Below are 18,319 nucleotides of genomic sequence, written 5' to 3' on the forward strand. Positions count from 1 at the left end.
TTTTTATTGGCCATCAACCACCATTTCAATGGCATTATGCAACCAGTACTCAATGTTATAATCAACTAACAAACCATGCTCATCAAATCGCTTTCGAATAACGTGTAAGCAGGGTGTACCGCTATTTTTTTCAAGTAGATGACTCACTTCATCAGGTAATACCGTGACATTTATTATGCTTTGCTCTTTAACGATATTCGTTGCGTACTGTTTTGCCATAATATCGGTGATAGAGGTATCTAAGGGGTGTGAGTGAAAATCAACAAAGCGTTTAGCATCACAATAAATATGCTCAAACATTACGGCGCGATTATCTAGACTACGTATACGTTGAAGATGATAAAGCGTTTGGGCATCTAACGCTCGGCAAATTTCAAGCTTTGCCTGCTGTTGTACACTCACGAGTGTCGTTTGTGCAACAAACCCTTGTTGTTTTGCCAATTCATAAAAATTGACTTTAGTAGCAGGGTGCCACTTTAATCTTTTTGGGGTGACAAACCAGCCTTTACGTTTTTGACTGAATATTAGGCCTTCAGCTTCCAACCTCAGAAGCGCTTCGCGTACAGTAATTCGGGTAGAACTAAACTTTTGTTGTAATTCTCGCTCTGAAGGCAACTTATGACCCGCTGCAATCACGTCGGTTTTTAGTAGCGCATGAATATAATTACGGATCTCTTGATATAAAAGCATCGTTTGATTATTTATCCTAAAAAATATAATAGCTTAGCTGAGTATAATATGACTTATATTGTTTATGGTGAGTATTATATTCAGCTAGTTTATGAATCGACTTTAGCAGCATTGCCACTTAATTTAGCCAAAAAATTATCAATACTGCGAACTGCTGCATTACTATCTTCTGCGGCCTCTTTACGTCTTATTGCATTACGTACTAAATATGCACCTGCTGTTCGGATGGGTTCAATAGGAAACTGATTTAGTGATTGATTAACTAAGCCACAGTTTTGCCACTTAGGATCATTATTGAGTACCATTGCACAGAGAATTTTTGCACCCAAATAAGATTGTACAATGCCATTGCCAGAGTAGCCACCTGCGTAAAATACATTTTTTTGATTGTTAAGCTGACCAAAGAATGGAAAGCCAGAAACGCTGCGATCGGAAGCGCCCGTCCACGTTCGTTCTATGGGTAAGTGATGCCTTTCAAAGAAATAATTGAGTGATGATTTTAAAATATCATCATAGCTGCTCGGCAAATCAAACTTTGGATGCACCTTATTACAATAACTAAAAAAGTTTCCTCCTTTACCTAACATTAACCGCCCGTCACTGGTGGTCCGGTAGTAATTAACAAACAGACGAGAGTCAATAATAGCACTGCCGTGATTTAAATTTAGTTGCTCTAAAACTTCTGGGATTGGCTTAGTGATGACCATGTCACTAGAAACCAGTACAACAGAGCGAGAAAATACTTTATGTAAACTAGGTAGCCACGCATTAACCGCAAAAATAACTGTATTGGATAATAGGTTCCCCTGACTTGTATGTACGGTTATTTGTTGATCGCCAAAGTGTTGCATATATTCACATTGCTCTATTATTGTCACTCCAAGCTGTTGCGCGACTCGCTTTAATCCTCTGACGAGCTTCGCTGGTTGTACACTGCCACCATGTGCAGAAAAATGAGCAGTGAGGTTTTGCTTTGAACCGGTTTGTTGTAATTGTTGAGTGTCACAAGAATGCCACGAATTAATTTTAAATTTATCTAAGTAATCAAGCGCGTTACTTAGTCGCCCAATTTGACTCGTGTTGGAGGCTGTATAAAAGCATCCATCAATTCGACAATCACAATCAATAGCATAAGTTAGCGTAAAACGCTTAATATCATGGACGGTTTGCTCAGATTGTTGTACTAAAAAAAGGGCGTTTTCTAATCCTACTAATTTAATCAGACTGGGTAATTTAGTCGACCATGTTAACATCGCACCGCCATTACGGCCCGATGCGCCCTGGCCACACAACCCTTGTTCAATAATAGTCACTTTTTTTTGGGGCTGCTGTTGCTTGATTTGAATGGCGGTCCAAAGTCCTGTAAACCCCCCACCGATAATACAAATATCGGTGTGATGATTTTCAGGAAGTTGAGGAAGAAGTCTATCGGCATCCTCCTCTTTTATGGCGTTATCAAACCAAAAAGGTTGATAACTCATTAAGGACGCTCTCCTCGAGCGAGTTTTGCTTCAATTTGCATTAAAACAGGTTCAATATCAGCTAAAGAGTCAATCACAAAGTGAGCACCTGCTTGATATAAATGCTGGTATGCTTGACGGGTTAAAACGGCTTGTTCATCGTTTGAGCACGCTGCCCATTCTTGTTCGGTTAAACCGACAGCATTACCACTTAGGGCAACACCAACAGTCCACATTCCTGCATTTAACCCTTCAGCGATGCCAGGTGCTGAATCGTCAACTTTTACACAGTTCGCAACACGTTGAATGCCTAGTGCATTCACGTTTTCAAGTGCCATCCATGGCCCTGGGCGAGAGCCAGCCGTTAGTTCATCACTACCAACGCTATGATCGGGTTGGTAACCATATTCAGCGGCAGCCACTTCAAGCACGTCCATCACTTGGCGAGGATAGCCTGAACAGCTGCCAATTTTAATACCTTGCTGTTTTAAACGCGCTATTACGGGTAATACGCCAGCAATAGGCATAGCACGATCTGCGACTTTAGCTTTTTGTAATGGCATAAAGGTATTGTAAATATGATCTATTTGCTCATGAGTCATTGAGCAGCCAAATTGTGCCTGCCAACGAGATTCAATTTCCGGTAATTTACCTAGAGTTGCAATATGGTCCCATTTTCCCATGCCCATCGGAATACGCGCTTGCGCCAGCGTAATATCAAAATCAAACGCGGCTTTAAATGCCTCCACAAAAATAGTGGTTGGCGCTACAGAGCCATGGTCTACAACTGTGCCGGCCCAGTCTAAAATGAGTGCTTCTAAATGTTTCATATTTCTTCTCTTATATATGTAGGTGTAGATACAGGGTGTAACCTGCGAACTTGTTTGAAAGGGGATAAGCGCATTACAAAGTAGCTTAGTGAGCACAATACCAAGAATGCAGCGATACAGCCGATCCAGTAACAGGCGTTTATAAAAAAGTTAAGCCAACTAATCTCAGGCATCACAAAGGTGCGATAGAGTAAGATACTCACCGAGCCCAAATAACCAGCTGAGTCTGCTAAGTAAATTAAAAACCCGGCATTAGCGGTTGAGCCAACAGCAGAAATCATACGGTCAAATAAGAAGCAATTGTAGGGGATGTAACTAATATAAAGGCCAGCCCCAAGGAGCACCATCCATGCCTTAGCGTTTAGTAATTGGCTTTCAAACGCAACAGTACTGCCTACGAACAAGCAGGCACCAAACAAAATGAATCCGTGGTTAACATAAAAAGCAGTTTTATTATTTTTTACTAACACCATTGCACCAAGTGCAATCAAGACTATGAATGCCATTCGTATACCTGCATAGGCGAATATAGCTGGCTCTTGGCCATATCCCAGTGCTTGCCAAATCTCTGCGGCAAAGTTATCGCGAAAGTCACGAAAGCCAGTAAATAATAAGAAACTCAGAATTAAACAACTAATACCAAACCAGTATTGTTTGAAAAATTGCCAGCGGGCTCTACCATTCATAGGTAAGCGTTGTTGACGCGCCTGCTGATCCTCTGGTGTTGGATTGGGTAACAAGGTTAAACACTTAACACTAAGTAACAACAAGGGTAAAAATAACGCTCCGGTTGCGGCAGGCATCCACAGTTCCGGAACATTGAGATTATCTATCAGCCATTTACCGACACTGCGCACTAAACCTGACGCCAAAATAAAGGTGACACTGAGAATGGCACCGAGTATCTCAGAAGTTCGTCTGCCTTCTAAGAAACTAAATACAATACCCCAAATCATTCCCAACGATAAACCATTAAAAAATAGCCATACTACGTTGACTCCAACAGGGGTCACGGCAAATAAAATTAGCGATAATTCAGCTGCTGTAATCATACCAATGATGGCAAGACCCCGTTGTTGGTGCCGCATTTCTGCAATGACCTTAACACCAATAAATTTGGCGCATAAGTAGCCAAATACTTGTGCCAGTATGAGTGCTATTTTAAAGCTAATTTGCCAACTTGGATCGTCAAACTCTGTATAGCTGTTAGCTGTAAAGGGTTTACGAAATGCATACATACAAAAGTAAGTCATAAATGCAGCGCTTGCTGCAAATAGAACAAACCCAACACCGTGTGCACGATGTAGCCACTTTGATTGCGTAAACATAGGGTTATCCTTCGCGAGGCTTTCGCCCCGCGTAATACAATAGATTAAAATTGATAATTAATACCGACCATGCCGCGAACACCATAATACTCAACTTGCAGTGGGCGATTTTCATCTCCCAAATAATATTTAAGCGGTTCGTTAGTTAGGTTATTTAATTCAAGATAAACTAATGCATTTTCGTTAAGCTGGTATGACGTAGTAAAATCAACACTAACATTTTCGCCATAATAGCTATCCGATTGCCGATCACTGCCATGCTCTTCGATGTACTCGCCTTTATAATTTAGGGCAACCCGCGCGGCAAAGAAGCTGTCATCGTAATATAAGGTAAAGTTATAGAGGTTATCGGCTTGACGCGGAATCGCTACTTTATCGTCGCGATCTGGAATACTCATTTGTGAGTCCATAAATGTCGCATTCACCATTACTCCAAAGCTATCTAGAGTCGGATTGATGAAGCCCAAATCGCGATTAAAGGCCATCTCAATACCTGCAAGCCATGCGCTGTCGCCATTTTCTGGGCGCACAATATTTACACCACTGTTATCATTAAACTGACCAATTGAGCTACTTTGAAAAATTGGGTCGCTAATGTCCTTGTAAAACAGGCCTGCAGAGACTAAACCAACACGTTCAAAGAAATGCTCAACCATCAAATCAACATTATTTGAGTAGGTGGGCTCGAGTTCGGGGTTACCGGTAACAAGTTCGTTATCTGCTTCTAAGTAGGTTGCGCCTGGTGTTAAAGAGCCAAAGTCAGGACGTGAGAACGAGCGGGTTAATGCTAAGCGGTAATTGGTTTGCTCGCCGCTGTGATAAGTAACATGTAATGCAGGTAACACCGATAGGTAATCATTTTTAGCATGACTTGGTGTAACCCTATCTTCATCAGCTAGGTATGTATAACCATTCACTTCAGTATCGGTTTGAGTTAGACGTAAACCACCTAGTATTTCCCAGTCGTTATTAATTGTATAGGTTGCCATACCATATAGTGAGGTATGCTGCTCGTTAACATCAAAGTTACGTCCTAACGCACCGCCATTTTCAATTAAGGCAGACTCACTTTTATCAAGTACAAATTTTTCTTTATTGGTATTCCAAAACTGCGCTAGATCACCGGTATCAACAACTTGCGAAAATTGCTGTTGGTAATCAATAGCTAATTCATTTAAAAAATCATTGCGGCCTGGCTGATCTGCCAAAGTAAAATCACTTAAGCTTGGCGCAGCGCCATAGTTTGCTTCATCCCACGCGTAAAATTCATCGCTAAAGCGCGCGACACGTTCTTTATCACGGTATTTGGCACCTATTTTTACCGTTAAGTTTGCATCTACTTGCCATTCGAAATCGGCACTCGCGACAATTTTATCTTTCTCATTAACGAATATTTTATATAACTCTACCCATGAAAGATTAGTATTAGCAGGATCGAACGAAAAATCACTAGGTAAATGGTTACTGATTGCATTCCATGGATCGCTGCCACCATCAATCGTATTATAAGCGTAATTTTTGCCTGTGCCCCTGTCTTCTAGTCCTTGAAAGCCAACCTGTTTTTGGTCAAATCTGACAACAAAATAACTGTTGTCTTCGTTATTTGGGGTATTGCCATAACGAAATTCATTCTCGTAACTTGATAACTTCCAACTAAGAGTTTTGTCATAACCAAAATAATGCTCTGCCTCTAACTCAAGCCCAGTCATTTCGGTAATTAATTCATTGCGGATATGTTGTACTTCAGCGCGATTTTTATCAAAGCGCATACGGTGCTTATAATGTGTTTCGTCATCAATTAAAGTCCCATACATGGCTGTGGCGCTAATTGTGCCTTGTTCAAGTTGATACTCAACAGCACCATTAAGCCCATAAGTTTCGCGCGTGCCGGTATAATCTCGTAACTCTAAGCGATAAATGCCTAAACCATCATTGCCACGGCGCGGCTCATAGTTATCAGTGGCCCAGTCACGTTGCCACGCAGTCGCATTGATCAAAAAACCTAACTTGTCGTCTAGTAAGCGGTCGCCGTAAAGTAAGTTTGCTGAATAATTAGTGCCATCGGCAAGCTCATTTTGACCAATTGCAAAATTAGTATTAAACACAAAATCATCGGGCGCTTTTTTAGTGATAAAATTAACATTACCGCCAATGGCGTCACCTTCAAGGTCAGGGGTTAGCGCTTTCGACACTTCGACAAATTCAATTAATTCACTAGGGAAAAAGTCAAAAGCTGTTGCTCGGCTGGTGGTTTCTTCTTCAGCAGTTGGTAAACGATCGCCGTTGATACTCGCAGAGCTCCACTGTGCCGGTAGACCGCGCACAGCAACAAAACGACCTTCACCTTGGTCACGTTCAATCGATACTCCAGGTATACGCTGTACAGCTTCAGCTGCATTTCTATCAGGTAGTTTTCCAATACCGTCAGCAGAAATAATATTTTTAATACTTTTGGCATTTTTTTGGTTATTAGCTGCCGCCATTTCACCGCGCTGAATTTGGCCGACAGCAATTATTTCTTCAATGGCGTTATTATTCTTTGCAGCAAAAAGAGTGATTGGTTTTAGCTTTTTTATTTCGCCTTCACCAACAGTAATATCAACAAAATAAGGCTGATAGCCTAAATAAGTCACTTTAAGTTGATGTTTACCTGGATTTAACTGCGGTAACTCAAATTGTCCCTGATAGTTTGTTACGGTACTTTTACCAGTACCAACTACTGTGATTAATGCGCCAGAGAGCAGTGATCTACTATCTTCTACAGTGCCTACAAATGTAGCGTTACCGGCAACGGCATCTTGGGCAATAAATAACGGGCTAGTACACAGTAATATAGCAGTGGCTATTGCATGTCGTTTCATTATTAGTTTTACCTTAAGTTTATTTTGGTCTAGACCAGATGTTTTGACTAATAATAGTGATGAATTTTTACAAACATGTGACGAAACTAATTTTTTTCACAGGAGGGGATTTTTTTAAGGTAACAAAAAGCCCAGCACTAAGGCTGGGCGGTTATTCTTTGTATTAAACTTAATGTTTTTGCATTTTACTCATTTCAGCATGGCAGCTCTGCATAGTAAGTAATACCTTTGATAACGCTGCTTCACAATCATGGGACTGAGGTTTTTTCAACGCTATTTTAATTTCTTCTAAGGTTTTATCTTCTACTTCCTCAAGCTCTTTAACGTAGGTTTGATCGTTATCGTTAGTAAATTTACTAATCAAAGTAGTAAATGCACGACGTGCTTCTACAACAAACGATGAGCCATCTTCGCGCTCACCCTGTTGATTAATTGCGTAAGGTTGTAAACTCTCCACACTGACTTTACGAGCGTCAATCATACGTTGAAATAGGGCACCTATTGCGGGGTCCTTTACTTTATCTTGTGCTGTTTGGTAAAAGTCGATGCCGCTATTCATTACTTGGATAATTTCGGTAATATGATTAATTTCTTGTCCTTGATGGGTGCTCATAATAATGACCTCTGTTAATTTAAAATACTGTCATTACTAAGCAAGCGCTATTCCAAGTAGGTTGTTTTTTTAAGTGTTTGTATTTTATGCTTTTTAATTGTTTAGTAGGCTTGCTAACTGAGCGTTAGCAAGCAAATTTTACATAAAAGTTTGTAAGAAGGTTATTTTAGCTCATCCGCTACTTCAGCTACTTTTTGGCGTAACCAAATATGACTAGCGTCTCTGTGTAATAAAGGGCTCCATATCATATCAAGTTCAAATGGCGGGATAGGAAAGGGGGGCTCCAGTATTTTAAGCCCAGGATCGTCTAAATAAATATTAGCCGCTTTTGAGGGCAAAGTCGCAACTAAATTTTTCTCTTTGGCTAAGTGAACAGCCACATGGTAGTTACGAGTAAAAGTGGCAATATTACGGTGTTTACCAAAATGAGCCAGTGCCTCATCAACCCAGCCCAGCTTTTGCACATCTTTAGGGTCCATCCCCACACCAACACCAAAGCCTGTTTTACTTACCCAAATATGGCGAGCTTTTAAATAGCTGTCTAGGCTAAAGTTTTCAATAATGGGGTTATCTGATTTTACTAAACAACAAAAGCTGTCTTTCCAAATACGTTTATGATGAAACGATTGTGGTAAATTTTCAAAGCGGTTAATCGCCATATCAACTTTACCGTTTTCAACATCGTGAAAGGTAACATCACTAGGGGTTAAAATATCTAAGGTGGTGTCGGGCGCTTCTTCGTGTAGTTTCCCTAATAAACGCGGCGCCATGGTACTGGCCGCGTAATCACTGGCCATGATCCTAAACACTCGCTTACTTTGTTTAGCTTCAAACTCACGGTTAGGTGCCAGAGTTTCTTCAAGAGTCATCAAAATTCCACGAATTACTGGCTGCAACTCAATAGCACGCTCAGTCGGCACCATACCATCGCTGGTACGAACTAAAATAGGATCGTTAAAAAGGTTACGTAGGCGTTTAAGTCCGTTACTCATTGCCGGTTGAGTAATACTAAGCTGGTTTGCAGCACGAGTAACATTACATTCGCGCAGTAATGTATCGAGGTAAACCAGTAAATTTAAATCTATTTTACTTATATTCATTGTGTGTCCTTAACGTTTACCAATAATGGATAAAACGCTGTGCTGTAGGATAGGGATAAATGTGACTCACCTTTCCATTTTTTATATTTTGTTGTGCTTGTTTCCAAAAGTTAACATCAAGTAATTCAGGGTGCGTGCTAGTTAAAAATTGTTTATATGTTGGATTGGGCATAACAAAGGTACATAGCTGCTCTGGAAATACATCCTGAGGGGCAACCGAGTAACTTTGTTCATCCGTTAAATAATCGTCATAACTTTTTGCCTTAGGTAGTGCTCTAAAGTTCATGTCTGTTAAATATTGCACTTCGTCATAATCGTAAAAAATAATCCGTTTGTGCTTACTTACCCCAAAGTTTTTTAACAACATGTCGCCGGGGAAAATATTCACAGCAATCATTTCTTTGAGCGCTTGGCCATACTCTTCTATGGCATCGGCGGCACTTTTTTCATCTGCATTTTCTAAAAACAGATTTAGTGGCGTCATTCGTCTTTCAATATATAAATGTTTTATTATTAACCAGTCACCTTCAATGACCATTGATGATCCAATGGTTTTATACAACTGCGCTAACAAGTTACTATCAAAACGCGCTAAAGGAAATACGACGTTTGAATACTCTATGGTGTCGGCCATTCGCCCTACACGGTCGTGGCTTTTAACCAGTTGATAGCGTTTTAATACCGTATCACGACCAAATGGTTTACTTTCGCCAAATTTATCTTTAATAACTTTAAATACATAACCAAACGAGGGGAGGGTAAATACCATCATCACCATGCCGGGTGTACCAGGTGCAATGGTAAATTGGTCATTAGAATGAGTTAAATGATTCAAAAACTCACGGTAAAACTCAGTTTTTCCTTGTTTATGAAAACCAATGGCGTTGTAAAGCTCGGCTAAAGTTTTATTTGGCATGAGTTGGTTTAAAAACCGCACTAACGCTGAGGGGGCGTGAGTTTCTACCATAAAGTAAGCTCGTGCAAAGCCAAAAATAACCCGCATTTGCGATGACTTAGTCAGTAGGGCATCAAGATATAACCCTTTATCTTCATGATGAAGTACCGCAATGATAAAAGGTTGAACGCCGCTTTGCGATACGACACGTCCTACAATATACGCTGCTTTATTGCGGTAAAACGGCGTGTGTAATATATCAAAACGCATTTGCCAATGCTGGTGGTGAGTATCGGGAGCTTGCTTATAAAACGCTTTTACTAATAAACGAATATCACGCTCAAGGTTGACAAAATCGGCTTTAAAATCAAAGTGGTTAATAATACGTTTAATTGTTGGTTTTAAACCATCTACGACGGGGAAGTAACTTCTATATTCAGCCTCTACTGGCACTGAGGGCGCATCTTTGAGTGTCGCTTCAACAAAAATAAAGTCGTTATGAAAATAGCGGCGGTGGTACAAGCGGCAAAATACAGAATTATAAAATGTTTCGGCAAGCTCAGCCTGCGGGTGAAAACATAAAAAATGCTGGTAAATTTTCTTTACTTCAAGCCATAAACTTTCGTTTAGCTGGTCTGTTTGTTGGCGTTCACGTAAGGTTTTTGTGGTTTCGTTAACCCGATCATCGTAATAACTAATACGTAGGCGGCTAATATCATTAATTGCTTGCCAATCTCTTTTAGCAAACGCATGAGGCGCTTTTGCTGTTGTTCTTTGAAACAGCAGGTAATGTTTTTTAAATCCGGTTAATATTAACTCAGCAATTTGGCGTGGTTGCATCAGTACTCCTTAATTGACGCCTTTGGGTGTTTAGTAAAGTGCCGGTGGATACCATTTAATTTGTAAAAGCGGGTCAAAGGAAATTGCACCACTAAACACGCATTAGAGTTTGTACTCTATAGTTGTTAAGGGTATGTTATTTTATGTTTAAAACCAAGCAAATTAAGATGATATTTATTTAAGTTAGTTAGAGTCTGTTTGGTAGGCATCAATCTTTTTTTGTAATTTCTTAATTCGTTTTTCAATTAATTTTTTATCTTTTTTATATTGCTTATCTAAACTTTTTTGCGTTTTTTTAATATCTTTTCTAATTCGTTTTTTATCATCGGCACTTAATATATGATTCAAGCGTTGTTGTTGTTTAAAATCAGCACGGTCTTTTTCTCGTGAAAGTATAGCGAGTTTATGCTGGTTACTGCGCAGCTCTGCCTCTAAGTTAGTAATTATGGTGTCGCGCTCAAGCTCGTTTAACTGCTTAGTGTAGTTTATTTCTTCACCTGTTTGTTTTGGCTCAGTGGCAGTTATTTTATGCATGGTTGCATTGTTACTACAGGGCAATTGTGAAAAGGTAGTCCCTTTTGGGGTTACGCATTTGTAATAGGTAGTTTGGGCTAGTGCAAGAGAGCTAAAGCATAAAAGGCAGGCAGTAATGATCAGATTAATAACGTTGAACATAATGATGATCCTTTGCGCATTCTGATCGAGTTAAAATGTTTTAATCCTAAAAACTATAACTTAGCTGAGGGGGATAGCAAGTGCAAAGGAGCAATAACAGAAACCAAGCGAGTCAGTTTTAATGGCTCGCTCATATTATGAGGTGCTATTGAGAAAACGTTTTAAGCTTTTTAATACTGTGTACTAAAAACGGAATATCAAGTCCTTGCTCAATAGAAAACCCTTCAGCCGCGGAAATGTTTCTAAAGTTTCCATCACGATCAATCAGCGTAATTCTATCTTTTTTATAAGCAATTACGACACCTTGTGAGTAATTAACGCCAATATTATTGCTTTTGCTGTATAAGTTTTCGCCTAGCATAGTTTGCTTAGCAAGCGCATTACAGTTTAAGTATTGGCCAAGGCTAGTAGCAATAATATCACTAGGTTGAATTAAGCCATTCACTTTAGAAATAAACTTATCTGAGCTATATAGCGTTGACGTGGTCACTATTTCATTGCTGTTTTGAGACACACTAAATGCAAAAAACTCAGTAGCATCATCACGAACCGTTGCATTTTCAGTCGCTTTAATCACCCTGATTGCACTGTCTTTGTGTGCTTGCTCGTTAATAAAGCTCAGCTCATCAATACCAAATACTTTTACACTTCGACGTTGGCTTTGCCAAACGGGTAAGGTTTGTTGCTCAATAATGTCGGTTTTATAAAATGCAGGCAGGCCATACACCAAACCAAATAGCATGTCGCTCTGATCGGTGGGTTGTAAAAATTGTTGGTTTTTATAAATGCTTTTTTTGCTAGCAACAAATTTTGTTAACTGCTCGTCATTATCAAAAACTAAAATATCAACTTTAGCCGCGTTGTAATCTTCACATTTTGCTAATGGGGTAGGTATTTGGTAATTAATACCTTGGTTATTAATTTTAACATTATGTGCCTGTTCGTAGCTTTCAACATCCAATAAGTCGTTTTTAGCGAGTAAACTTTTGGCTGTAGTAGGGTACGAAAGTGGCAGTACGTTGTCTTGCTTGGTGATATCAAACTTTAAATTTGCATCAGCCCAAATATGAATGCTGTGGCTTAATGCAAAACAAATCACTAAAAAAGAACCTGCATAACGCGCAAATTTAAATTGCTTTAAGCGTGCTAGATGGTGCCAAGTAAAGTTACTAACTGTAAGCTGAAAGCCTAAAATAAGTAATACAATACTTCCTGCTAGCAAGGTAGTGAGCGCCGGTGAATTTGTTAAGCGGTGCCACAACAGCGAAATAATTTCAGGCAGTGCTGAGGCATTTAAGTGATAGCCTAAGTTAAAATACACATAAGCGTCTAAAGTCAGTATTGAAGCACCTATTGTTGCTATCACTGCCGCCATGCCGCGAATATGCTGCGGATAGGGGAACACTAAACTTAAAGGAAAGACCGTCAGCACAAACGCTAAAAAGGCAATAAAGCTGGTGTGGCTTAGCCACGTAACCACCATATAAGCGATACCTATAAAAGTGGTGGGTGGCGAGTCGGCAAATAAATAGCTTAAGCTAATTAAAAGCGCCAAACCAATATTGGCAAATGTAAACCAATGGCCCCAACTTAATAATTGACTTGCTTTCGATGAAAACTGGTTATGCTGCGATAAATTCATAGAGTTTATTTAACCGACTGAGCGAGTGCTTTTGCAAAGTTCTCAGTAACAGCTTGTCTTTTCCCTGTTGGTACATGCTCTTTTAAGATATGCGTGATAGAATTTCCTAAACACATAAGACTTAAATCAACCGGCGCATTGTGTTTTGATAAAACATCAATAAGCTGATCGACGATTTGTTCTACTTCTTCATTAGAGTATTTTGATAAGATTGGCATCAGTTGGTTCAATAAAAATAGTTATATTCCCGTATTTTAACACCAGAGGCGTGAAAAACAAAGATGGCAATAGATGTTAAAAAATTAGTCGTGCACTATGTAGACAAAAAAGATGACGACACCCAAATTCACCTTCGCAACGACGAAATGATGATCAACGACAAAGTTGCTGTATTCATTGAGCAATTACACCACGCCTACAACGGCAAGCCAGGCAAAGGTTTTTGTGCTTTTAGTGGTGAAAAAAACAGTATTGTTGCCTCTACTATGCAAAGCTATCGTAATAATGAGCTTGGCTTTTGGCATATGACCGAGCAGGCATCAACGGTATTAAAAGAAGAGTTAGATAAATACGCCTTTAATGAAACTGGCTACTTAGTATTTTGTCATTATCAGTACGTGGCTACTGATTATATGTTGATTGCCATGATCAACATTAAAGAGCACTACTCCATGACTTCAGAGCTTGATTTAGCCGCATCGCGCCATTTAGATATTTCGCGTATGCAATTGGCTGCTCGCATTGATTTAACAGCATGGGATACCCAAGCAGACGATAATCGTTATATTTCGTTTATTAAAGGTCGTGCAGGGCGAAAAGTGGCTGACTTCTTTTTAGATTTCTTAGGTTGTGAAGAGGGCATTGATCCTAAGCAACAAAGCCAAGTAATGCTAAGCGCAGTAGAAGATTACTTATCAGAGCAAGAATTTGATAAGTCTGAAAAGGACGATTTACGTAAGCAAGTATTTGATTATTGCAACGACTGTGTCACCACAGGCGAAGAGGCTAATGTAAGTGAACTTTCAGCAACGCTGACCAAAGGCGACGACAACCCGTTTGAGAGCTTTTGTAAAGAGCAAAGCTATGACCTAGAAGAGTCATTTCCAGTTGATAAGAAAACAGTAACAAGTATGGTTAAGTTTTCAGGCTTAGGTGGCGGTGTGAGTATTAGCTTTGAGCGTAAACATTTAGGTGAACGTGTAACTTATAATGAAGCCACTGATACCTTAGTGATCAAGGGCATTCCGCCAAACCTTAAAGACCAACTGCAACGTTTCATGGAACAAGAGCAAGATTAAACTCACGGCGGGCGGCGAGCTACGGGTTTCGGGCCCTGGCTCGTAACCCGATCCCCACAGCCCGTTAACCTTCGATTGTAACTTTACCCTCTAAAAGCGCAGCGTCTCATAGTACTCTTTGTGAATAATTCCTTTGCGCGGCATAAAGCCCCGCCGACAATAAACCTCGATGTTGACCTTATCCGTAGGCGGGAGTTTACCTCGCGCATGTTTTAGGTGTTAGGAATAGCTGTAGACGTAGATCTTGCTCACAGCAAGTTGCGAGCTAAGGGTTTAGGGAGTAGGCTCGAAGCCCGACCCCCGTAGCCCGCTAACTTTCGACTTTACCCGAACCCCGTTGCCAGTTACATAAATTCCAAGCAATAAAAAACCGCGTTAAAATCAATTAACGCGGTTTTTTTAGCTTTGAGCTAAACTTAGTGCTTATTCAGCATTAAGTGTTTTAGTCATTGCAGAGCTTGCACGACCAGCAGGTTTTACCGAGCCAGGGCGAAGGCCACTGTCAGGGATTAACTCACGCTTGTCATGTGCCATTGCAACTGATGTATGCTTGATTTCGCTATCAGCTACAGGTGTTGGCTGTGCCATTGGCGCACTTGCATGTCCAGCTGTAATCACTGTTTTAGCGTTTACATTAGTAGAGCTCGCTTGCGACACTGTCACAGGCTGACTTTCAACTACAGGCGCTTCTTTAGCTTCTACAGGTGTTTCAGTAGCACTAACCGGTGCAGTTTCTGCTTCAACAGCGACTTCTTCAGTTTGTACTGGCTCTTCAGATTTCACTGGTTCTTCAGTTTTCACTGGTTCTTCAGTTTTTACTGGTTCTTCAGCTTTTACTGGTTCTTCAGTTTTAACTGGCTCTTCAGCTTTCACTGGTTCTTCAGTTTTCACTGGCTCTTCAGCTTTCACTGGTTCTTCAGCTTGTACTGGTTTTTCAGTTTGTACTGGTTCTTCAGTTTTAACTGGCTCTTCAGCTTTCACTGGCTCTTCAGCTTTCACTGGTTCTTCAGCTTGTACTGGTTTTTCAGTTTTTACTGGTTCTTCAGTTTTCGCTAACTCTTCTTCAACAATGTTTTGTTCAACTGCATCAGAGGCATCAACAGCCGTTTTGTGTGCTTTTGCTTTTAGCTCTGCTTCGTATTCAGCTGCAGCTTGATCAGCAACGGGTACAAACGCAGGCGCTTCATCAGACTTTTCTTGCGCGTTTTCACCTTCAGGGCGACGACGACGCTGACCTGATGCACGAAGATGACGTGGTGAACGACGTGAACGAGTGCGTGTTTGCTCTTGTTCTTCATCTTGTGATACTGCGTTATCGTTTGAATCAACAACAGCTTCTGCTTGTTCTTTAGCAGGTGCAGGTGCTTTTTCAACAACAGGCGTTTGCTTTTCAACAACAGGTGCTTGCTCTTTCACTTGTGGCTTTTCTTCTTTCACCACAGGTTGCTCAACAGGTTGTTCTATTGTTTGAACTTGCTCAGCACTTTCGTCTTGTACGCGAACTTTTTTGCGTAAATTACGACGTTGACGACGTACCTTAGGCTTTTGCTCTTTTGGCTCAGCATTCTTATCAGATTTAGGCGCAGTATCCGCTTTTTGAGTTGCCTCTGCTTTTACTTGCGTTTTATCTTCTGTTTTATGCTCAGGACGTTTACGCGTATTTGAATTACGACGGCGCTTATTGCGATTCTCATTCTTTTCTTGCGTATCGCTTACAGGTGCTGACTCATTTTTAGTTTCAGACTCTGTATTACGTTCGTTGCGTGGTTTATTACGTGGGTTATTATTGCGACGACGTTGGTTGTTACGACGACGATTATCATTACCACGGTTGTTATTGGTACGCTCTTGAGATTTTTTATCTGTAGACTCTTGTGTTGTTTGTTCACTTTCGCTTGCAAATAACGACTTAATCCATTTGCCAAGTGCAGTAAATAGGCCAATTTCAGCTTTTGCTTCTACTACTGGCGCAGCTTTTGCTGCTGCTTGTGGAGCAGGGCTAGAAGGCATAACGACACCTTTAAGCTTCGGCTCTTCACGTACAGGTGCTGCTGGCGATTTAGACATTTCAAATGCTTCAGGCTCAGGCGCAACAACTTGCTCATAACTTACTGTTTCAAGTGTTTCGTCTTTACGTAAACGCATAACTTCGTAATGTGGTGTTTCCATGTGTTGATTAGGAATAATCACTACATCACATTTATGATGCTTTTCAATGCGGTGAACGCTACGACGTTGCTCATTTAATAAATAAGCGGCAACGGCAACAGGCACTTGTGCGTTTACTTGTGCAGTGTTGTCTTTAATTGCTTCTTCTTCAATCAAGCGTAAAATTGATAGTGCAATTGACTCGTTTGAACGAATAGTACCTTGACCACTACAACGTGGACAAACACCTTGGCTTGCTTCACCTAGTGAAGGGCGTAATCGCTGACGCGACATTTCAAGTAAACCAAAGCGCGAAATTTTGCCAATTTGTACACGGGCACGATCTGGGCGAGCAGCATCTTTTAAACGGTTTTCTACTTCACGTTGATGACGTGGAGGAGTCATATCAATAAAGTCGATAACAATTAAACCACCTAAGTCACGTAAACGAAGTTGACGAGCAATTTCATCCGCTGCTTCTAGGTTGGTGTTAAGTGCTGTTTCTTCAATATCACCGCCTTTTGTTGCTTTAGACGAGTTGATATCGATAGACGTAAGTGCTTCAGTAGGGTCAATAACAATTGAACCGCCTGACGGTAAACGCACTTCACGTTGGAACGCAGACTCAATTTGGCTTTCAATTTGGTAATGCGTAAATAACGGTGTGTCACCTTGATAAAGCTTAACGCGGCTCATAAAGTCAGGACGAAAACGCTCAATGTGCGCTTTAGCTTCTTCAAAAACACGTGGTTTATCAATTAAAATTTCGCCAATGTCACGACGTAAATAATCGCGAATAGCGCGGAAAATAACGTTACTTTCTTGGTGAATTAAGAATGGCGCTTTAGCACTGTCTGCCGCTTGTTGAATGGCTTCCCAGTGGACTAATAATGCTTTTAAATCGTAGTTTAGTTCTTCAAACGATTTACCAACACCCGCAGTACGTACAATTAAGCCCATACCTTTAGGTAGTTCTAAACGGCTTAGCGACTCTTTAAGTTCAGTACGCTCATCACCTTCGATACGGCGAGAAATACCGCCAGCACGAGGGTTGTTAGGCATAAGCACTAAGTAGCTGCCGGCAACACTGATAAAGGTAGTTAATGCTGCACCTTTTTGGCCGCGCTCTTCTTTATCAACTTGTACGATTACTTCTTGACCTTCTTTGATCACGTCGCGAATATTCGGACGACCATGGAAGGTGTAACCTTGCGGGAAGTAAGTACGAGCAATTTCTTTTAATGGAAGGAAACCATGACGATCAGCACCGTAGTCAACAAATGCTGCTTCTAAAGATGGTTCAATGCGTGTGATTTTGCCTTTATAAATATTGGCTTTTTTCTGTTCGTGACCTGGGCTTTCTATATCTAAATCATATAGGCGCTGGCCGTCAACCAGTGCTACGCGCATTTCTTCTTGCTGCGTTGCATTGATTAGCATACGTTTCATAATGTTACTCTACTAGTTTATGTCGCTGACATGACGATGTTTTTCTCGCCTGTTCAGGTGTTCCTATTTTTAGAATGTGCAGCCTCACGACTGGGTCTTTAACGGAACGGCTCTGTATTTTGGTACGCAGTATTTTAAATGCCGGCAAACAATAGGGTGTTATCACGCTATTAAATTCTAAAAGGATTCAAATGTGTCGGCTATTTAGCTCAATACACGTTTTATCCAGAAGTTGGCCTGTCATATCAATCTTATTAAATGCATTCATATTAGGTGCGTAGGGCTCTTTAGGTTCAAACCATAGTTTCGTTTTTAAAACTACCGTTATCTATTTTATGAGCAAAAATCGCTACCGATGTTAATGAACGCTTATTTATTAGATTTTTTTAGTTCTAAATAAGCTGCTGTACGGTACTACTACAATATTTGAGCGAATTCTGAACGGCGTGTTTTTACGCCGTCACTATCAGACAAATTATCTGTTCATTGC

The 18,319-nt window shown here is 40.5% G+C and carries 13 protein-coding genes; 1 reads left to right on the top strand and 12 read right to left on the bottom strand.

What is annotated here, in order from left to right; all coding sequences use genetic code 11:
• Window positions 1-3 precede the first annotated feature (3 nt).
• The 11 genes from P3J6_RS10785 to P3J6_RS10835 all read right to left on the bottom strand — a co-directional run bounded on the left by P3J6_RS10785 (window position 4) and on the right by P3J6_RS10835 (window position 13,152).
• Window positions 4-690, bottom strand: coding sequence for a GntR family transcriptional regulator (locus P3J6_RS10785; protein ID WP_198522998.1), 687 nt, complete (start codon window positions 688-690; stop codon window positions 4-6).
• Between the two features lie 89 nt (window positions 691-779).
• Window positions 780-2,171: an FAD-dependent oxidoreductase gene (locus P3J6_RS10790; RefSeq protein ID WP_198522999.1), complete on the bottom strand. Its 1,392-nt coding sequence runs from the start codon at window positions 2,169-2,171 to the stop codon at window positions 780-782.
• Window positions 2,171-2,980: a phosphonoacetaldehyde hydrolase gene (phnX, locus tag P3J6_RS10795; RefSeq protein ID WP_198523000.1), complete on the bottom strand. Its 810-nt coding sequence runs from the start codon at window positions 2,978-2,980 to the stop codon at window positions 2,171-2,173. The genes P3J6_RS10790 and phnX overlap by 1 nt, the downstream gene beginning before the upstream one ends.
• Window positions 2,977-4,308, bottom strand: a complete 1,332-nt coding sequence (locus P3J6_RS10800) for a DUF5690 family protein (protein ID WP_198523001.1) — start codon at window positions 4,306-4,308, stop codon at window positions 2,977-2,979. The genes phnX and P3J6_RS10800 overlap by 4 nt, the downstream gene beginning before the upstream one ends.
• A gap of 44 nt (window positions 4,309-4,352) precedes the next feature.
• Window positions 4,353-7,169 (bottom strand): TonB-dependent receptor, encoded by a 2,817-nt coding sequence (locus tag P3J6_RS10805; RefSeq protein ID WP_198523002.1) that lies wholly within the window; start codon window positions 7,167-7,169, stop codon window positions 4,353-4,355.
• 169 nt (window positions 7,170-7,338) lie between these two features.
• The gene (locus P3J6_RS10810; RefSeq protein ID WP_198523003.1) at window positions 7,339-7,782 is read right to left on the bottom strand and encodes a ferritin-like domain-containing protein; all 444 of its coding nucleotides are present in this window, start codon (window positions 7,780-7,782) and stop codon (window positions 7,339-7,341) included.
• 161 nt (window positions 7,783-7,943) lie between these two features.
• Entirely contained in the window at window positions 7,944-8,882 is a 939-nt protein-coding gene (locus P3J6_RS10815; RefSeq protein ID WP_008468187.1) for a LysR family transcriptional regulator, read from the bottom strand.
• 16 nt (window positions 8,883-8,898) lie between these two features.
• Window positions 8,899-10,617: a bifunctional isocitrate dehydrogenase kinase/phosphatase gene (gene aceK, locus P3J6_RS10820; protein WP_138607002.1), complete on the bottom strand. Its 1,719-nt coding sequence runs from the start codon at window positions 10,615-10,617 to the stop codon at window positions 8,899-8,901.
• A gap of 183 nt (window positions 10,618-10,800) precedes the next feature.
• Window positions 10,801-11,292, bottom strand: coding sequence for a DUF4124 domain-containing protein (locus P3J6_RS10825; protein WP_138607000.1), 492 nt, complete (start codon window positions 11,290-11,292; stop codon window positions 10,801-10,803).
• 145 nt (window positions 11,293-11,437) lie between these two features.
• On the bottom strand, window positions 11,438-12,934 hold the full coding sequence (locus tag P3J6_RS10830) for a DUF3413 domain-containing protein (RefSeq protein ID WP_138606998.1): 1,497 nt from the start codon (window positions 12,932-12,934) through the stop codon (window positions 11,438-11,440).
• 5 nt (window positions 12,935-12,939) lie between these two features.
• Window positions 12,940-13,152, bottom strand: a complete 213-nt coding sequence (locus tag P3J6_RS10835) for a DUF1414 domain-containing protein (protein ID WP_008109847.1) — start codon at window positions 13,150-13,152, stop codon at window positions 12,940-12,942.
• Window positions 13,153-13,215: 63 nt separating this feature from the next.
• Here P3J6_RS10835 and yejK point away from each other — a divergent pair, with 63 nt between their 5' ends.
• Entirely contained in the window at window positions 13,216-14,232 is a 1,017-nt protein-coding gene (yejK, locus tag P3J6_RS10840) for a nucleoid-associated protein YejK (RefSeq protein ID WP_109874826.1), read from the top strand.
• Between the two features lie 423 nt (window positions 14,233-14,655).
• Here the strand turns inward: yejK and rne are convergent, their stop codons facing one another.
• Entirely contained in the window at window positions 14,656-17,829 is a 3,174-nt protein-coding gene (gene rne, locus P3J6_RS10845; RefSeq protein WP_198523004.1) for a ribonuclease E, read from the bottom strand.
• Between the last annotated feature and the right edge of the window lie 490 nt (window positions 17,830-18,319).

It is taken from the genome of Pseudoalteromonas sp. 3J6 (genome assembly GCF_903995135.1).
Lineage (GTDB): Bacteria > Pseudomonadota > Gammaproteobacteria > Enterobacterales > Alteromonadaceae > Pseudoalteromonas.

Coding starts and splice junctions, on each gene's coding strand:
- P3J6_RS10830 (WP_138606998.1), bottom strand. CDS start 12,934: ATGAATTTATCGCAGCATAACCAGTTTTCATCGAAAGCAAGTCAATTA.
- P3J6_RS10835 (WP_008109847.1), bottom strand. CDS start 13,152: ATGCCAATCTTATCAAAATACTCTAATGAAGAAGTAGAACAAATCGTC.
- P3J6_RS10805 (WP_198523002.1), bottom strand. CDS start 7,169: ATGAAACGACATGCAATAGCCACTGCTATATTACTGTGTACTAGCCCG.
- phnX (WP_198523000.1), bottom strand. CDS start 2,980: ATGAAACATTTAGAAGCACTCATTTTAGACTGGGCCGGCACAGTTGTA.
- rne (WP_198523004.1), bottom strand. CDS start 17,829: ATGAAACGTATGCTAATCAATGCAACGCAGCAAGAAGAAATGCGCGTA.
- yejK (WP_109874826.1), top strand. CDS start 13,216: ATGGCAATAGATGTTAAAAAATTAGTCGTGCACTATGTAGACAAAAAA.
- P3J6_RS10810 (WP_198523003.1), bottom strand. CDS start 7,782: ATGAGCACCCATCAAGGACAAGAAATTAATCATATTACCGAAATTATC.
- P3J6_RS10825 (WP_138607000.1), bottom strand. CDS start 11,292: ATGTTCAACGTTATTAATCTGATCATTACTGCCTGCCTTTTATGCTTT.
- P3J6_RS10800 (WP_198523001.1), bottom strand. CDS start 4,308: ATGTTTACGCAATCAAAGTGGCTACATCGTGCACACGGTGTTGGGTTT.
- P3J6_RS10790 (WP_198522999.1), bottom strand. CDS start 2,171: ATGAGTTATCAACCTTTTTGGTTTGATAACGCCATAAAAGAGGAGGAT.
- P3J6_RS10815 (WP_008468187.1), bottom strand. CDS start 8,882: ATGAATATAAGTAAAATAGATTTAAATTTACTGGTTTACCTCGATACA.
- P3J6_RS10785 (WP_198522998.1), bottom strand. CDS start 690: ATGCTTTTATATCAAGAGATCCGTAATTATATTCATGCGCTACTAAAA.
- aceK (WP_138607002.1), bottom strand. CDS start 10,617: ATGCAACCACGCCAAATTGCTGAGTTAATATTAACCGGATTTAAAAAA.